At 63.9% G+C, this 14325-nt stretch carries 15 protein-coding genes; 8 read left to right on the forward strand and 7 right to left on the reverse strand.

Annotated features, from left to right (window positions below; all coding sequences use genetic code 11):
* Positions 1-380: 380 nt before the first annotated feature.
* From NKG95_RS13530 to NKG95_RS13540, 3 genes are all read right to left on the reverse strand, one after another.
* Entirely contained in the window at positions 381-956 is a 576-nt protein-coding gene (locus NKG95_RS13530) for a D-sedoheptulose-7-phosphate isomerase (protein ID WP_352791417.1), read from the reverse strand.
* A 7-nt stretch (positions 957-963) separates the two neighbouring features.
* Positions 964-2442: a D-glycero-beta-D-manno-heptose-7-phosphate kinase gene (rfaE1, locus tag NKG95_RS13535; RefSeq protein WP_353041079.1), complete on the reverse strand. Its 1479-nt coding sequence runs from the start codon at positions 2440-2442 to the stop codon at positions 964-966.
* Between the two features lie 139 nt (positions 2443-2581).
* Entirely contained in the window at positions 2582-3214 is a 633-nt protein-coding gene (locus NKG95_RS13540; protein WP_023719109.1) for a LysE family translocator, read from the reverse strand.
* A gap of 174 nt (positions 3215-3388) precedes the next feature.
* On the opposite strand from NKG95_RS13540, the gene rfaD reads away from it, so the two are divergent.
* Genes rfaD through waaC form a run of 3 tightly spaced genes read left to right on the forward strand, consistent with a single transcriptional unit; the run spans position 3389 to position 6290 of the window.
* Positions 3389-4339, forward strand: coding sequence for an ADP-glyceromanno-heptose 6-epimerase (gene rfaD / locus NKG95_RS13545; RefSeq protein WP_352592456.1), 951 nt, complete (start codon positions 3389-3391; stop codon positions 4337-4339).
* Positions 4312-5319, forward strand: a complete 1008-nt coding sequence (gene waaF / locus NKG95_RS13550) for a lipopolysaccharide heptosyltransferase II (RefSeq protein ID WP_353041081.1) — start codon at positions 4312-4314, stop codon at positions 5317-5319. Before rfaD ends, waaF begins: the two co-directional genes overlap by 28 nt.
* Positions 5316-6290: a lipopolysaccharide heptosyltransferase I gene (gene waaC, locus NKG95_RS13555; RefSeq protein ID WP_353041083.1), complete on the forward strand. Its 975-nt coding sequence runs from the start codon at positions 5316-5318 to the stop codon at positions 6288-6290. Before waaF ends, waaC begins: the two co-directional genes overlap by 4 nt.
* Positions 6291-6429: 139 nt before the next feature.
* On the opposite strand, the gene greA is transcribed toward waaC, so the two are convergent.
* Both greA and NKG95_RS13565 read right to left on the reverse strand, forming a co-directional pair.
* Positions 6430-6903, reverse strand: coding sequence for a transcription elongation factor GreA (gene greA, locus NKG95_RS13560; RefSeq protein ID WP_023719113.1), 474 nt, complete (start codon positions 6901-6903; stop codon positions 6430-6432).
* A 327-nt stretch (positions 6904-7230) separates the two neighbouring features.
* A complete protein-coding gene (locus NKG95_RS13565; protein WP_352494917.1) occupies positions 7231-7767 on the reverse strand; it encodes a tetratricopeptide repeat protein in 537 nt (178 codons plus the stop codon).
* A gap of 233 nt (positions 7768-8000) precedes the next feature.
* Between NKG95_RS13565 and NKG95_RS13570 the strand changes: the two genes are divergently transcribed.
* The 3 genes from NKG95_RS13570 to NKG95_RS13580 all read left to right on the forward strand — a co-directional run bounded on the left by NKG95_RS13570 (position 8001) and on the right by NKG95_RS13580 (position 10460).
* The gene (locus tag NKG95_RS13570) at positions 8001-8426 is read left to right on the forward strand and encodes a DUF3775 domain-containing protein (protein WP_353041085.1); all 426 of its coding nucleotides are present in this window, start codon (positions 8001-8003) and stop codon (positions 8424-8426) included.
* 76 nt (positions 8427-8502) lie between these two features.
* Positions 8503-9474 (forward strand): extensin-like domain-containing protein, encoded by a 972-nt coding sequence (locus tag NKG95_RS13575; RefSeq protein WP_352483137.1) that lies wholly within the window; start codon positions 8503-8505, stop codon positions 9472-9474.
* Positions 9475-9590: 116 nt separating this feature from the next.
* On the forward strand, positions 9591-10460 hold the full coding sequence (locus tag NKG95_RS13580; RefSeq protein ID WP_353041086.1) for an extensin-like domain-containing protein: 870 nt from the start codon (positions 9591-9593) through the stop codon (positions 10458-10460).
* Between the two features lie 57 nt (positions 10461-10517).
* Here NKG95_RS13580 and NKG95_RS13585 read toward each other — a convergent pair whose 3' ends face one another.
* On the reverse strand, positions 10518-11237 hold the full coding sequence (locus NKG95_RS13585; protein ID WP_353041087.1) for a gamma-glutamylcyclotransferase: 720 nt from the start codon (positions 11235-11237) through the stop codon (positions 10518-10520).
* Positions 11238-11362: 125 nt separating this feature from the next.
* Between NKG95_RS13585 and NKG95_RS13590 the strand changes: the two genes are divergently transcribed.
* Complete coding sequence (locus NKG95_RS13590; protein WP_353041089.1) at positions 11363-12070, forward strand: LssY C-terminal domain-containing protein; 708 nt, start codon at positions 11363-11365, stop codon at positions 12068-12070.
* Between the two features lie 44 nt (positions 12071-12114).
* On the opposite strand, the gene NKG95_RS13595 is transcribed toward NKG95_RS13590, so the two are convergent.
* Positions 12115-13134, reverse strand: a complete 1020-nt coding sequence (locus NKG95_RS13595) for a zinc-dependent alcohol dehydrogenase family protein (protein ID WP_353041091.1) — start codon at positions 13132-13134, stop codon at positions 12115-12117.
* Between the two features lie 126 nt (positions 13135-13260).
* On the opposite strand from NKG95_RS13595, the gene NKG95_RS13600 reads away from it, so the two are divergent.
* Positions 13261-14175 (forward strand): LysR family transcriptional regulator, encoded by a 915-nt coding sequence (locus NKG95_RS13600; RefSeq protein WP_353041093.1) that lies wholly within the window; start codon positions 13261-13263, stop codon positions 14173-14175.
* Positions 14176-14325 lie beyond the last annotated feature (150 nt).

The following is a 14325-nucleotide window of genomic DNA, read 5'->3' on the forward strand; positions in this document are numbered from 1 at the left end:
GCGCCTGCGAAACAAAAACCCGGAAACAAAAAACCCGCCTCGGCGGGCGGGTCGTTGGTGGAAATCATCACCATACCCAAATTAGTAGCATAGCTGCCGGCACAAAGCAAGAACAAAATTGTCTTCAGCGTTGAAGATTGGCGAAAACCGAGGCTACATCCAATCTCCCCCCTCGTGGGGGAGATGTCCGGCAGGACAGAGGGGGGCGTGAAGGAACGCCAACCTCGTTCACCTGCGACCAGCCGATAACATGTCTGAGGGCATGATTGAAAATCCATCGACAGGTCGGCGGGACAGCGCCCCCCTCTGCCCTGCCGGGCATCTCCCCCACAAGGGGGGAGATCGGCAGCTTCAGCGCTGGCGCCTAATCGAATACCCAATCACCCCGCGTCGCAGAGGCGCGTTTCGACCATTTCGCAGAGATGGTGGTAGAGGCACAAATGCCCCTGCTGGATGATCGGCGTCGAGGTCGAGGGTACGTTGAGCAGGATGTCGGATAGCGGCTTCAGCTTGCCGCCGGTGTCGCCGGTCAGGCTGATGACCGTCATGCCCATCATGCGCGCCTGCTGGGCGGCGGCGAGAATGCTTGGCGAATTGCCGCTGGTCGAGATGGCGAGCAGCACGGCGCCCGCCGAGCCATGCGCCTCGACCTGGCGCGCAAACACCGTGTCGAAGCCGTAGTCGTTCCCCCAGGCTGTCAGCACCGCCGCATTGGCGGGCAGCGCGATGACGTTGTAGGCCTTGCGCTCCCTGAGGAAGCGGCCGACCAGCTCGCCGGCAATGTGGATGGCATCGCTGGCCGAGCCGCCATTACCGGCGATCAGCAACGCCTTGCCCTGCGAAAGCGCGGCGACGACGGCGCTGACCGCCCGCTCCATCTCGCTGGTCAGGTCGCGCTCGACCATCGCCAAAATCGCGGCCGCCGAGCGGGCCAGGTAATCGTTCAGTTCGGACATGAAATCCTCAGTTCCCGGCGCGCAATCTGCCGATGGTGCCGGTCGTGCTCTTGCCGGCAACGAGATCGACCAGCACGACGCGCCCGCCGGCCTTCTGCACGACATCGGCGCCAACCACCTGATCGACCGTATAGTCGGCGCCCTTGACTAGTATGTCGGGGCTCAGCGCCTCGATCAGCGAAAGCGGCGTATCCTCCTCGAAGATGACGACGGCGTCGACGGAGGCAAGTGCTGCCAGCACGCAGGCCCGGTCATGCTGGTCGTTGACCGGGCGCCCCGGCCCTTTCAGCCGGCGCACCGAGGCATCGCTGTTGAGGCCGAGCACCAGCCGGTCGCACAGGCTGCGCGCCGCGTGCAACAGACTGACATGGCCGGCATGCAGGATATCGAAACAGCCATTGGTGAAGCCCACGCTCAAGCCCTCGTCCTTCCAGCCCGCCACCAGCCGCGCGGCGGCGGCGGCATCGAGGATGGCATCCATGTGGGCAACCGGACCATGCGAGCGAAACAGCGCGCCGGTGAGTTCCTCGATCGTCAGCCGCGCCGTGCCGCGCTTGCCGACGACAACGCCGCCGGCGGCGTTGGCGATCGATCCGGCCATGACGCGATCCGCCCCTGCAGCAAGCGCCAGTGCAAACGTCGCGATCACCGTGTCGCCGGCGCCTGAAACGTCGAACACTTCGCGCGCCTGCGTGGCGATATGCCGGGCGTCGTCCGCACCGATGACGCTCATGCCCTTTTCGCTGCGCGTCGCGACGACGAAATCGAAACCGTGCGCCGCAATCAGCTGGCGCGCCGCCGCCTCGATCTCGTCGTCGGCGAACACCGCGCGGCCGACCGCCTCGCCGAGCTCCTTACGGTTGGGCGTGATTGCCGTCGCGCCGGCATAACGCGCATAGTCGCTGCCCTTCGGATCGACCAGCACCGGCTTGCCCGCTTCCCGACAGATCGAGATCAGCTCGCCGGCGACGCCGTCGAGCAGCACGCCCTTGCCATAGTCGGACAGGATGACGATGTCGGCGCGCGCCAGCGCGTCGCGGAAATGCCCGACCATCATCGCCCGCTCGGCATCGCCCAGCGGCTTGATTTCCTCTTCGTCGAAACGCAGCACCTGCTGGTTGAGCGCGCTGAAGCGGCTTTTCGACGACGTCATGCGATCGGCATCCTGCGCCAGCCCGCCGGTGTCGACGCCAAACTCGTCGAGCATGCGCATGAGGTTCTTGCCGGCCTCGTCAGCACCGATCACTGAGACCGGTATGGCGGCGGCGCCGAGCGAAACGATATTGGCGACGACATTGCCGGCGCCACCCATCGCCAGCGTTTCGCCGCGCCCGTGCAGCACGGGGATCGGCGCTTCCGGCGAAATGCGCTCGATTACGCCATTGACGAAACGGTCGAGGATGAAATCGCCGACCACCAGCACGGTGGCGCTGCCGAAGCGCGAGATGGCGCGGTGAAGAGGTTCGGGTGAAGGCAGCTTGATCATGTCAACGCGCGGGAGAGCCGATTTCAGTGACAGGGAAATTCGATTGGCAGGGCCGGCCGTTCATGGCGATGCCGATATACCGCAATTCCAGCCAACGCAACGGCAGGCCTTCGACCGATCGCGGCAGCGCGACGGTGCGTCAGCTTTTCTGCAACGCGACATGCACGCCCAGCCCGACGAGCACCGCACCGCCGGCGCGCCGCATCAGTCGTTGCGCCCGGCTCGAGCGCCGCAGCCTGGCGGTCACCGCGCCGGCCAGCATCACGCAAACAATGTCGGCCGACGAGAACATCAAATTGACGATCGTTCCAAGCACGACGAACTGCAGCCAGACCGGAAACCCTGCCGAGGCATCGATGAATTGCGGCAGGAACGCCATGAAGAAAATCGCCGTCTTGGGATTGAGCACCTCGACGGCAACGCTCTCGAAAAAGGCGCGGCGGGCGGATTTCGGCTGAATTCCCGGCAAAACCGCATCGCCTTGGGCCTTGGCGCGAAACAGCGAAACACCGAGCCAGATCAGATACAGTGCACCGACCAGCTTGACCGCCATGTAAAGCACCGGCACGGCATGGAAAAGCACCGACAGGCCGACAGCGGCGGCGAAGACATGGACATAGCCGCCGAGATGGATGCCGAGCGCCGCCATCAGGCCGGACCAGCGGCCGCGCGCCATGGTTTGCGCGGCGGCATAGAGCATCGCCGGACCGGGGATATAGGCGAAGATCGCCGTGGTGGCGAAAAAGGCGACAAGCAGTTCGGTTGACGGCATTACCTTGCTCCTGTCGCCGGTCGGCCGGCAGGCCGACCGAAACGAGACCTTTGCGGCGCCACTATGACGCTCATCCTGCCGCCCGCCACCTGCTTTGTCGACAGCCCGGCCCGGCTCCCCTATAAGGCCAGAATCCCACAAGGCTACAACCGACACAAGGTACCAGAGGCTTTCATGATCATCGTCACGGGCGGCGCCGGCATGATCGGTTCCAACATCGTCGCCGCGCTCAACGCCGACGGTTTCAGCGACATCCTCGTCGTCGACGACCTCACCGACGGCCACAAGATCGCCAATCTCGCCGATCTCGAGATCGCCGATTATCTCGACAAGGACGATTTCCTGGCGCGGATGGAAGCCGGGGACCTCGGCCGCATCGAGGCCGTCTTCCACCAGGGTGCCTGCTCGACCACCACCGAATGGAACGGCAAGTTCATGATGGAGGTCAACTACACCTATTCGAAGCACTTGCTGCACGCCTGCCTGGCCCTGCGCGTACCCTTCCTCTATGCCTCGTCCGCTTCGGTCTATGGCGGCGGCGCCGAGTTCCGCGAGGATCCGCAATACGAACGGCCGCTCAACGTCTATGCCTATTCGAAAAAGCTGTTCGACGACTATGTCCGCCGCACCGTGTTCGATACCGACCATTCGCCGGTGGCGGGCCTGCGTTATTTCAACGTCTACGGACCGCGCGAGGCGCATAAGGGCGCCATGGCCTCGGTCGCCTTCCATTTGTTCAACCAGGTCGAACGCGGCGAAAACCCCAAGCTGTTCGGCGCCTATGATGGTTTCGGGCCCGGCGAGCAGAGCCGCGACTTCATCCATGTCGGCGATGTCGCCGACGTCAATCTGTGGCTGTGGAAACGCGGCTCGAGCGGCATCTTCAACTGCGGCACCGGCAAGGCCCAGCCGTTCCGCGCCATTGCCGAAACGGTGATCGATACGCTCGGCCAAGGCCAGATCGAATTCATCGAGTTTCCCGACCACCTCAAGGGCAGCTACCAGAGCTTTACGCAAGCTGATATGTCCCGCTTGCGCGCAGCCGGTTACAATGGCCAGTTCCGCACAGTGGAAACCGGCGTCAGAGACTATGTCGAATGGCTGAAAGCCCAACGATCCTCGTGATCGGCCCACGCTGGGTGGGCGACATGGTGATGGCGCAGTGCCTGTTCCAGGCGCTGAGGGAGCTTCATCCGAACGCCGCCATCGACGTGCTGGCGCCGGCCTGGGCAGCCCCCCTGGTCAAGCGCATGCCCGAAATACGCCAGCAGATCGATCTGCCGCTGAAATCCGGCGCGTTCGAATTCCGCATCCGCAGGCGCTTCGGCCGGCTGCTGCGCGGCCGCTACGACATGGCCTATATCCTGCCGGGCAGCTGGAAGTCGGCGCTGATCCCGTTCTTTGCCGGCATTCCGCGCCGCGTCGGCCATCTCAAGGAGATGCGCTACGGGCTGCTGACCGACATCGTGCCCTTGCCCGATCGCCTGAAACGGCGCACCGCGCAGGCCTATTTCGGCCTTGCCCAGGGCGGCGCCTTCCGGGCTCCCAAGCTTGCCGTCGATCAGGATAACCAGGCGGCACTGCTCGGCCGTTTCGGGCTGACGGCGAGGAAATTCGTCGCACTTATGCCCGGCGCCGAATTCGGCCCGGCCAAGCGCTGGCCGAGCGAACACTATGCCGGCCTTGCCCGCGAGATGATGGCGAAAGGGTTTGGCGTGGCGCTGTTCGGATCGAAGAACGACGCTGGGGTGACGGCGGAAATCGCCGCGCTTGCGCCGGGCGCCGTCGATCTTGCCGGCCAGACGCGGCTGGAGGATGCCATCGACCTGATCGCGGCGGCCAGGCTCGCCGTCTCCAACGACAGCGGGCTGATGCATGTCGCCGCCGCCGTCGGCACGCCCGTCGTCGCTGTCTACGGCTCGACCTCGCCGCAGAACACGCCGCCGCTCGCAGAGCGTCGCGAACTGGTCTGGCTCGGCCTGTCCTGTTCGCCGTGCCACAGGAAGACCTGCCCGCTCGGTCATCTCAACTGCCTGAAGACGCTGGACGTCGAACGGGTCGTAGCAGCGGCGGAGCGGCTGCTGGAAATGCCGGCCGCCGCATGAAGGTGCTGATCGTCAAGACGTCGTCGATGGGCGACGTCATCCACACCTTTCCCGCGATCGAGGATGCGCGCCGCGCCCGGCCCGGCCTATCGTTCGACTGGTGCGTGGAAGAGGCCTTTGCCGGCATCGTGGCGCTGCATCCAGCCATCCAAACCATCCACAGCGTGGCGATCCGGCGCTGGCGCAGGAAGCTGCTCGAGCCCGGCACATGGCGGGAAGTGGTCGGCTTGCGCCGCGCCTTGCGCGATTGCCGCTACGACCTCGTTCTCGATGCGCAAGGCTTGTTGAAATCGGCGCTGGTGGCGCGGCTGGCGGCAGGACCGATCGCCGGGTTCGACCGCTCGAGCGCCCGCGAGCCTTCGGCGAGCCTGTTTTATGGCCATCGCTACGCCGTGCCGCGCGACCTGCATGCCATCGAGCGCACGAGACGGCTGTTCGGGCTGGCGCTCGGCTACGAGCCGGATTTTTCCCGGCTTGACTCCGGCATCGTGCCGCCAGCCGGAAGATCGACTTTTGTCGGCGAAAAGACCGCCTTCCTGCTGCACGGCACCAGCCGCGAGGACAAGAAATGGCCGGTCGCGGACTGGATCGAAACCGCCCGCCTGCTGGTGGATAAGGGGATGACGCCGGTCACCACCTGGTCGAACGACCGGGAAAAGGCAGTTGCCGAGGCGATCGCCGGCGCCGTTTCGCAAACCGTGGTGGTTCCCAGGTCGCCGCTTGCCGAGATCGCCGGTGTCATCGGCGGCTCAGCGCTGGTGATCGGCGCCGACACCGGCCTGACCCATCTCGCCAGCGCCTTCGGCCTGCCGACGGTGGCGGTATTCCTCGCCACCGAGCCCGGCCTGACCGGCCCGCGCGGCCCATTCTCATCGACGCTGCTGGCCAGACCCGGCCGCAGCATCACGCCGCCGGAGGTGATGGCGGAAGCCGAGAGATTGCTGGCGCTTAAATCACAAGGCGCGGCGTAGGACCTTTTCAGAATTCGCCTCTGGCGAGTCGAATAGCGTGGGTTTCGAGAACCGGAGCGGAGCGTACTTAAAGTACGCGAGCACCGGAAGCGCAGAAAACCGCGCTAGTCGGCCGCCGGAGTAGAATTATCAAAAGGTCCTAGATAAATTGCACCTGGACGATCTCGTAGCCCCGGGCGCCGCCCGGTGCGTTGACCTCGATGGCGTCGCCGACTTCCTTGCCGATCAGGGCGCGCGCGATCGGCGAGGAGATCGAGATGCGGCCGGACTTCACGTCAGCCTCCTGGTCGCCGACGATCTGGTAGGTCTTTTTCTCCTCGGTATCCTCGTCGACCAGCACCACGGTGGCGCCGAACTTGACCTTGTCGCCGCTGAGCTTGGTGACGTCGATCACCTCGGCCCGCGCGATCAGATCCTCAAGCTCGTTGACCCGGCCCTCATTGAGGCTCTGCGCCTCTTTTGCCGCGTGGTATTCGGCATTTTCGGAGAGGTCGCCATGCGAGCGCGCTTCGGAAATCGCCTCGATGATACGCGGCCGCTCCTGTTGCTGGCGCCAGCGGAGTTCTTCCTTCAATGACGCGAACCCCTCGCCTGTCATCGGGACCTTGTTCATATGCCTGACCTTTCCTGCCGCCGCCCCCGCAATCGGGAGCGACCTTGTCGATGGTACAAAAAGAAAACGGTCCGGCAGCCTCGGGCTAACGGAACCGTCTCACCACAATTTCGCAAGATATAGCAATCTTCGCGGGTTTTTCACGTCCAAAAAGTCGGTTTTTGAAAAATCATCCACCGATTGCGCGGCTGACCCCACGTCAAGCGGGTTTCCAAGATCGCATCGTGTGTACTGTGATGCCAAATCCCGGTTGTGCCAAACGTGCGCAGCACAGCAAAAAACCGGCTGCGATCGCTCACAGCCGGTTATGAGGAGCGTTCCGGAGGATCAGCTCCTCATGAAATGATCGATCTGCTCCGACAGCATGCCGTATTCGCGAGACCCCTTGCCCGTGCGCTTCTCGATCTCGCGGAGCTGTTCCTGGGCGCCGGCAAGATCGCCGATCTGCAGGTGCGCCTCGCCGAGATATTCGCGCACCAGCGTGTAATTCGGGTCGATGCGCAGCGCTTCCTCGTAATAGCCGAGGCCGACGGTGACACGGCCGGAATGGCGGTGCGAATAGCCAAGATAGTTGAGGATGCGCGGATCCTGCTTGTTGGCGGCGAGGCTGAGCACGGCGATCGCCTCGTCATAGCGTCCATCCATCGCCAGCGCGCGACCGGCATCATAGATGCTGTCGTCGTCCAGCATGCCTTGCTTCGGCGAGACACATTTCTTCTGCTTCTTGTCCCAGACCTCCCCCTTCTTGCACTGGCTCTGGCCGCCACCGCCACCTCCCCCGCCTTCACCAGCCGAAAACGCCGGCGCCACAAACAGCGGTAGGGCGGCGATGGCCATGACCTGAATCAGCAGTCGTCTGCGCATTACACTCTCCTTTGAACCTGACAATGCAACACTAACGCCGGGCCGAAGCCGTTTCGTCCCCGGAAAATGCCATTCTATCTCAAAACCGCGATCTCTCCCAGGAAGGCCATCTTATCCCGGGAACAGAGGGCATCGGAAATCATGGTTCACGATTAACGCCGACGCGAGAACGTGACGAGCGCTGCAAATCCGCTATCATCGGGCCGACCGAGCACGAAGCAGGGAGACGGCCGGTGCAGCAACGCGTTGAACGAGACTGGGAGCTTTCGATCGGTCCCGACACCGTGCGCCTGTTCATCCTGAAGGCGAAGGCGCTCAGCGCCGCCGTCAACGAAGACTATGCCGACGGCGCCGAGCACGAGGTAGAGCTCGACGGCAACGCGCACGACAACCACCATCACGACGGCCTTGCCGAGGAAAGCTCCGAAAATCTCACCGAGGAGGAACTGCGCGAACTGATCGACGACCTCAATGTCGACGAAGCGGCCGAACTGATTGCGTTGGCCTGGGTCGGCCGCGGCGACTATGACGCGACGGAATGGACGGACGCGCTGACCGCCGCCCGCGAGCGCGCCAACCAGCGCACGGCAAAGTACCTGCTCGGCATGCCGCTGCTGGCGGACTGGCTCGAGGAGGGCCTGGAAGCGATCGGCGCGTGACGGCGCGGTTACCGATTGTGATCGCCGGCCCGCCTCGCCCAAGGCAACTTCCCTGCATTCTGGCCGTTGCGAAGTAATGGCGGCGTTTGGCTTTTTCAGATTGGGTAGATTGCTGCTGGCCGTTACGGCTACGTCGCTGACGGGACCCGCTCTGGCCAAGGCGCCCGAACTGCCGCAAACTGCACCGGTTCCGCAGTTCAACCAGGAAGCCACTCCGCCGTCGCCAGCCGACATCCCGGTCCCCGAACCGCGCCCGGCGGATGCCCCGGAGGCTGAGCCGCCCCAAAACGAGCAGCCGCAAAACGGGCAGCCCCAAAATGGCCAGCCCAAGACCCAGCAGCCGGAGCCGCCGGCGATTGCACCACAGCCTCCTGAAAAGCCGGCGCAGGCTGAGCCGCCGGCAAGCCCACCGGCCGCGCCACCAAACCCGGCCGAGGCAGACAAAAAGACGGAGCAAGAAATCCTTCCAGATCCTCGCTCGGCCGCCATTGCCGGGAAGGAAATGCCGGCCGAAGAATTGGCCTGCCGCAGGCGGCTGAAGTCCATGGGCGTCGATTTCGAGGAGCGCAAGCCCGAGCATGATACGGCGGTCGGTTGCTCGATCCCTTACCCGGTCGTGCTGAAAACGCTCGGCAAATCCATCGCCATCGGTCCCGAAACCGAGCTCAATTGCCAGATGGCGGAAGCGGCCGCCCGCTTTGCTGCTTCGGTCATCCAGCCTGCCGCAAAGGCCGAGTTCGGCACGGATATCAAATCGATCGGCCAGGCCTCCGCCTTCGTCTGCCGGCCGCGCCACGCCGGCGGCAAACTGTCGGAGCACGCCTTCGGCAACGCCCTCGACATCGCCAGCTTCACGCTTTCCGACGGGAAAGAGATCGATGTCGGTCCAACGCCGCCACAGAAGGACGCGGAATTCCTGGATGCAGTGCGCAAGGCCGCCTGCGGGCCGTTCAAGACCGTGCTTGGCCCGGGCAGCGACGCCGATCATTCGCTGCATCTCCACTTCGACCTCGAACCGCGCCGCAATGGCGGCACGTTTTGCCAATGACGCCGGGCGCCGACAGTGGGCGCCGCAATTTGGCCGCAGGCGTGAACGGCGCCGCTGATTTTTCCTTTACTCTTCAGGTTTAGAGTCTGTGTCATCCAGGGACAGGGACCCTTCCGATGGCCGGGCTATTTGGCGCTGCGCTTGCCGCTGCGCGGCACACAGGACGCGCACGCATGGCCGGCAGGCTTGCCGCCATGCTTGCCATTGCGGCGATCTCGGCCTGCAACACCGGCAGCGTATTGTCGCTGCAGCCGGCCGTCGATGTCGGCAGCCAGACCGCTGCCGTCCCGCCCAATTCCGACCCGCAAGATTCCGGCCCCCAAGATTCCGGCCCCCAAGATTCCGGCCCGGAATATTCCGGCATGCAGCGCCTCGTCCCGTCCAACCCCTATTTGACGGCCGCCTATCCGCGCTTGGACAACCCGATGTCGCCGGCCGAACAGATGCCGGCCGCAGAGATCGATTGCCGCAAGGAACTGAAGCGCCTCGGCGTCATCTACACCGACGTTGCGCCGATCCACGAAGGCCAGTGCGGCATCGACTATCCGGTCAAGGTCTCGGCCATCGGCAGCGTCGAGATGAAGCCGGCCGCGACGCTGACCTGCGACATGGCCGCCACCTTTGCCGGCTGGACCAGGAACGAACTCGTCCCGTCGGCCCGCTGGCGCTATTTTTCAGGCGTCAGGACCATCCACCAGGGCTCGAGCTATTCCTGCCGCAGGATTGCCGGCGAAGGTGTTTTGTCGGAACACGGCAAGGGCAATGCACTCGACGTGATGAGCATCGAGCTCAACAATGGCGACGACATCGACGTCCGCAAGCCCGGCCTGTTCGCCTTCCGCACACGCGGCTTCCTCAACAATGTGCGCGCCGACGGCTGCCAGTATTTCACCACCGTGCTCGGCCCCGGCTACAATTACGATCACCGCAACCATTTCCATTTCGACATCAAGAACCGCAAGAACGGCTACCGCGCCTGCCGCTGACCGTTCCGGTTTTCAGATGAAATAAATGGGGCAAGCATACGTGCGAGAGCGCCCGGATCAGCTGCGTTGCGTGCCGTCGATGGAAGCCTTGATGTGCTGCGCGACCAGACCCTGGACGTGCCACAAGTTTCTGTCGCGGATTCCGCTCTCCTCGAGCATGCTGACGGTGCGGAACAGATACTGGGCGGACGAACCCCAATGTCCGGCTGCGCGCGCCAATGTCTGTGCCACCTGATCGAGCGGCAGCCGCCCGGCATATGCCTTGCCGTCGGGCGCCGCGACGAATGCCAGGGCGCGTAGCGGCCCGTCGCTGGTCTCGACCCAGATCCAGCGCGGCACGTTGGTAGGCGGGTTGGCGTCGATCTCCCGTCGCATCAGCCGACCGAGTTGCCCGAAATGATCTTCTGCCGGAAGTCTGTAGACAACGCCTTTGCAGCTGCCGCCCCGGTCCAAAGCCAGCATCAAGGCCGGAACATCACGGGTTCCGCGCCAGCGGGTCAGCTTCAGGCAGAACGAGCGGTGCCATCCCGGCGCCGTAGCCGGGCGCCGCTCGACATAATCGAATTCGGGATTCCAGATCAGCGAGCCGTAGGCAAAGACCCAGAGCGCTTCGGGCCGGTATTCCAGCAGCAGTTGCTCGACAAGATTATCGAACTCGGCGTCGGTGTGCTCTGTCGTCCCGGGCTCGGGGCCGGGGTCGGGCTCGACACGTTCGACCAGCGCGACAAGGTCGGCCGTCAACGCCATGGCAGTGACGCGCGCTGGTTTGCCCTTCATCACGCCCTCATTCGTGTTAGCCGGTCCTACCCCATTTCATGCTAAAATATGAGGATAGATCGGCTGCGCGCCGCTTGCCAAGGATTTCGACGGCCTGACGGGCCTGCCAGTTCGAGCGCCAATGCATGAGCCAACGAAGCCTTCGACGACGTGCAACGACCTGGCTGGTGGCATGCTGTGCCGCTTATCTTTCGCTCGCCTATTTCGCCGCGCCTGAGTTCTGGACGTTGCGGGACCGCAATTTTCGCAATCAGCAATTCGAGATGGTGACGCACACGCCGCAAGGCATTCCGGGCGATCCGATCAATGTCGGCCTGGTCGGCACCAAGAAGGAGCTTGTCCATGCTTTTGCCGTCGCCGGCTGGGATACGGCAGACGCGATCACGCTGAAGACCGCCATCGAGATCGGCGAAAGCGTGCTGTTTAACCGCCCCTATCCCGACGCGCCGGTCAGCCGGCTGTTGTTCGAAGGCCGCGCCCAGGACCTCGCCTTCGAAAAACCGGTCGGCGCCAGCGCCGACCGGCGCCACCACGTCCGCTTCTGGCAGACCGATGCGACCGGCGACGACGGCCGGCCGCTTTGGCTGGGCTCGGCAAGCTTCGATCGCGGCGTTGGCCTCAGCCACGATACCGGCGCGATCACCCATCACATCGGCCCCGACATCGACGCCGAGCGCGACGAGTTGATGCGCGACCTCGCCGCTGCCGGCATACTGATCTCGACCAGCCAGATACCAGGCGTCGGCGCCACAAAGACCGGGCGCAACGGCGAAGGCGATCCCTATTTCACCGACGGCAAGGCCATTGTCGGCGTGCTGCTGCAACTGCCGTAGGCGCCATCAGCCTTCCCGTCTGACAGCCATTTTCGTCGACGAGGTCAGGGCACGGTGATCACGATCTTGCCGAACGGTCCCGTCTCCAATCGCTCAAATGCCTGCGGCACCTCGTCGAAGCCAAACACCTTGTCGATCACCGGCTTGATCGCAAGCGTCTCGATCGCCTGGTTCATCCGCTCGAAAGCGCGGCGGTGGCCGATCGATATACCCTGTACGACGATCCGGTTGCGCAGGAACGGAATGATCGGGAAACTAAGCTCCATGCTGCCGAGAAGGCCGATGAGCGAGAGCCTGCCGTCGGCGCCCAGCGCATTGAGCGAGCGCCGCGCATTGTCGCCGCCGACCATTTCCAGCACATGCCTGACGCCAGCCCCGTTTGTCAGTTCGCGCGCCGCCTCGTCCCATGCCGGCTGGCTGCGATAATTGATCCCCTTCCAGGCGCCCAGCGCCTTCGCCCGCTCAAGCTTCTCGTCGCTGCTCGAAGTGACGATGGCGCGCAGGCCGAAGGCGGCGGCAAATTGCAGCGCAAACAGCGACACGCCGCCAGTGCCCTGGATGAGAACGGTTTCGCCCGGGATCGGCTTGGCCGCCTCGACCAGCGCGAACCACGCCGTCAGCGCCGCGATCGGTAGCGTCGATGCCTCGATGTCGCTGAGCGACGGCGGCGCCGCCACGGCGGCATCCTCACGAAACAGCACATGCTCGGACAGCGTGCCGGGCAGTGACGAACCCAGCGTATGCTTGTGCAGCACCGGCGGCGCGTCGCCGTCCGGCCAGTCGGCGATCACCTGGCCGAGCACGCGCTGCCCGATGCCGAAGCGGCTGACTTTGCCGCCGATCGCCACCACCTCGCCTACCGCATCCGATGTCGGCACGAACGGAAAGCTGAGGTCGGGTATCAGCACGCCATCGACGATCATCCTGTCCTTGTAATTCAGCGATACCGCTGTGACGCGTACCCGAAGGTCATGCGGCCCGGGTTCGGGCAGCTTTCCCTCGGCCGGCTTCAGCCTGGACAGGCCGAAACCGTTCATCTGCCAGGATTTGTTTTCGGTGCTCATTTGGTTCGCGCTCCGCGGTTGATGGCTGCGCGGACATTTACGCCGTTTCACTATGGAGAAAAGCGCTTCGATGTGGCATGTTTCGCAACAGATTAATGAGCGAAACTCTACAATAGGAGCGCTTCATTGGAAACGGCCAATCTGCAGGGCATCGTCGCATTCGTTCATACGGTGGAGGCTGGCAGCTTCACCGGCGCCGCTGTCCGGCTGCATGTCACGAAATCGGCGGTCGGCAAGTCGATCGCACAGCTGGAACAGCGATTGGGCGTTCGCCTGCTCAACCGTACCACCCGTAGCCTCAGCCCAACCAGCGAGGGCCTGAGCTACTATGAAGCCTGCGTCAGGGCGCTGGCCGAGATCGAAGCCGCCCAGTCACTGCTCGCTTCCCGCAAGCAGGTGCCTTCCGGGCGGCTGCGCGTCGACCTGCCTCTGGCTTTCGGCCGGCGATGCGTCGCCCCGGTGCTGTTCGACATTTCCAAAAAATTCCCGGATCTGACGATGGAAATCTCGTTCAACGACCGGCGCGTCGACCTGATCGAGGAAGGCATCGATCTAGCAGTGCGCATGGGCGATCTCGACGACAGCCTTTCGATCGCCGCGCGCCGCATCTATGCCCAGCGTTCGGGCATCGTCGCCGCCCCCGCCTATCTCGACGCCCATGGCAGGCCGCAATCGATCGAGGATCTCGCCAGGCACAGCCTCATCGGCTACGGCCGCGACGGCGCTGTCCATCCCTGGACCGTCAGGCATGCCGACGGCCCTCTCGAAAAATTCGCGCCCAAGGCGCGGCTGGTGCTCGGCCACGGCGAACCGATGCTCGATGCGGTACTGGCCGGCTGCGGCATCGTCTTTCTGCCGACATGGCTGACGGCCGACAGCATCAGGCGCGGTGAGCTCGAAATGGTTCTGTCGGACTGTCTTGTCGAAAATACCGTGGTGCATGCCATCTGGCCGGTAACACGCAACCTCGCGCCAAAGGTGCGCGTCGTCGTCGACACCCTGATCGAGCATTTTTCCGCGCCGCCCTGGGATGCCGCTTGATTGCTCCGCCGGCTAGTTGAAAAGACAAAGGGCCATTGCTTAAGGTTTGCGCTGCCAGGGCGGCGCCGACTTCGACAATTGATAACCTCCAACACGAATTGGGCATTATCTTTTCTGTCTGAAGCGATTGCCCTGAAAAATCGCGACCGT

This window comes from Mesorhizobium sp. M1423 (assembly GCF_040317575.1).
Classification (GTDB): Bacteria; Pseudomonadota; Alphaproteobacteria; order Rhizobiales; family Rhizobiaceae; genus Mesorhizobium.

Bases quoted from the DNA above. Each gene is read 5' to 3' on its own strand.
- NKG95_RS13530 (WP_352791417.1), bottom strand. From the start codon at position 956: ATGTCCGAACTGAACGATTACCTGGCCCGCTCGGCGGCCGCGATTTTG.
- rfaE1 (WP_353041079.1), bottom strand. From the start codon at position 2,442: ATGATCAAGCTGCCTTCACCCGAACCTCTTCACCGCGCCATCTCGCGC.
- NKG95_RS13540 (WP_023719109.1), bottom strand. From the start codon at position 3,214: ATGCCGTCAACCGAACTGCTTGTCGCCTTTTTCGCCACCACGGCGATC.
- rfaD (WP_352592456.1), top strand. From the start codon at position 3,389: ATGATCATCGTCACGGGCGGCGCCGGCATGATCGGTTCCAACATCGTC.
- waaF (WP_353041081.1), top strand. From the start codon at position 4,312: ATGGCTGAAAGCCCAACGATCCTCGTGATCGGCCCACGCTGGGTGGGC.
- waaC (WP_353041083.1), top strand. From the start codon at position 5,316: ATGAAGGTGCTGATCGTCAAGACGTCGTCGATGGGCGACGTCATCCAC.
- greA (WP_023719113.1), bottom strand. From the start codon at position 6,903: ATGAACAAGGTCCCGATGACAGGCGAGGGGTTCGCGTCATTGAAGGAA.
- NKG95_RS13565 (WP_352494917.1), bottom strand. From the start codon at position 7,767: ATGCGCAGACGACTGCTGATTCAGGTCATGGCCATCGCCGCCCTACCG.
- NKG95_RS13575 (WP_352483137.1), top strand. From the start codon at position 8,503: ATGGCGGCGTTTGGCTTTTTCAGATTGGGTAGATTGCTGCTGGCCGTT.
- NKG95_RS13580 (WP_353041086.1), top strand. From the start codon at position 9,591: ATGGCCGGGCTATTTGGCGCTGCGCTTGCCGCTGCGCGGCACACAGGA.
- NKG95_RS13585 (WP_353041087.1), bottom strand. From the start codon at position 11,237: ATGAAGGGCAAACCAGCGCGCGTCACTGCCATGGCGTTGACGGCCGAC.
- NKG95_RS13590 (WP_353041089.1), top strand. From the start codon at position 11,363: ATGAGCCAACGAAGCCTTCGACGACGTGCAACGACCTGGCTGGTGGCA.
- NKG95_RS13595 (WP_353041091.1), bottom strand. From the start codon at position 13,134: ATGAGCACCGAAAACAAATCCTGGCAGATGAACGGTTTCGGCCTGTCC.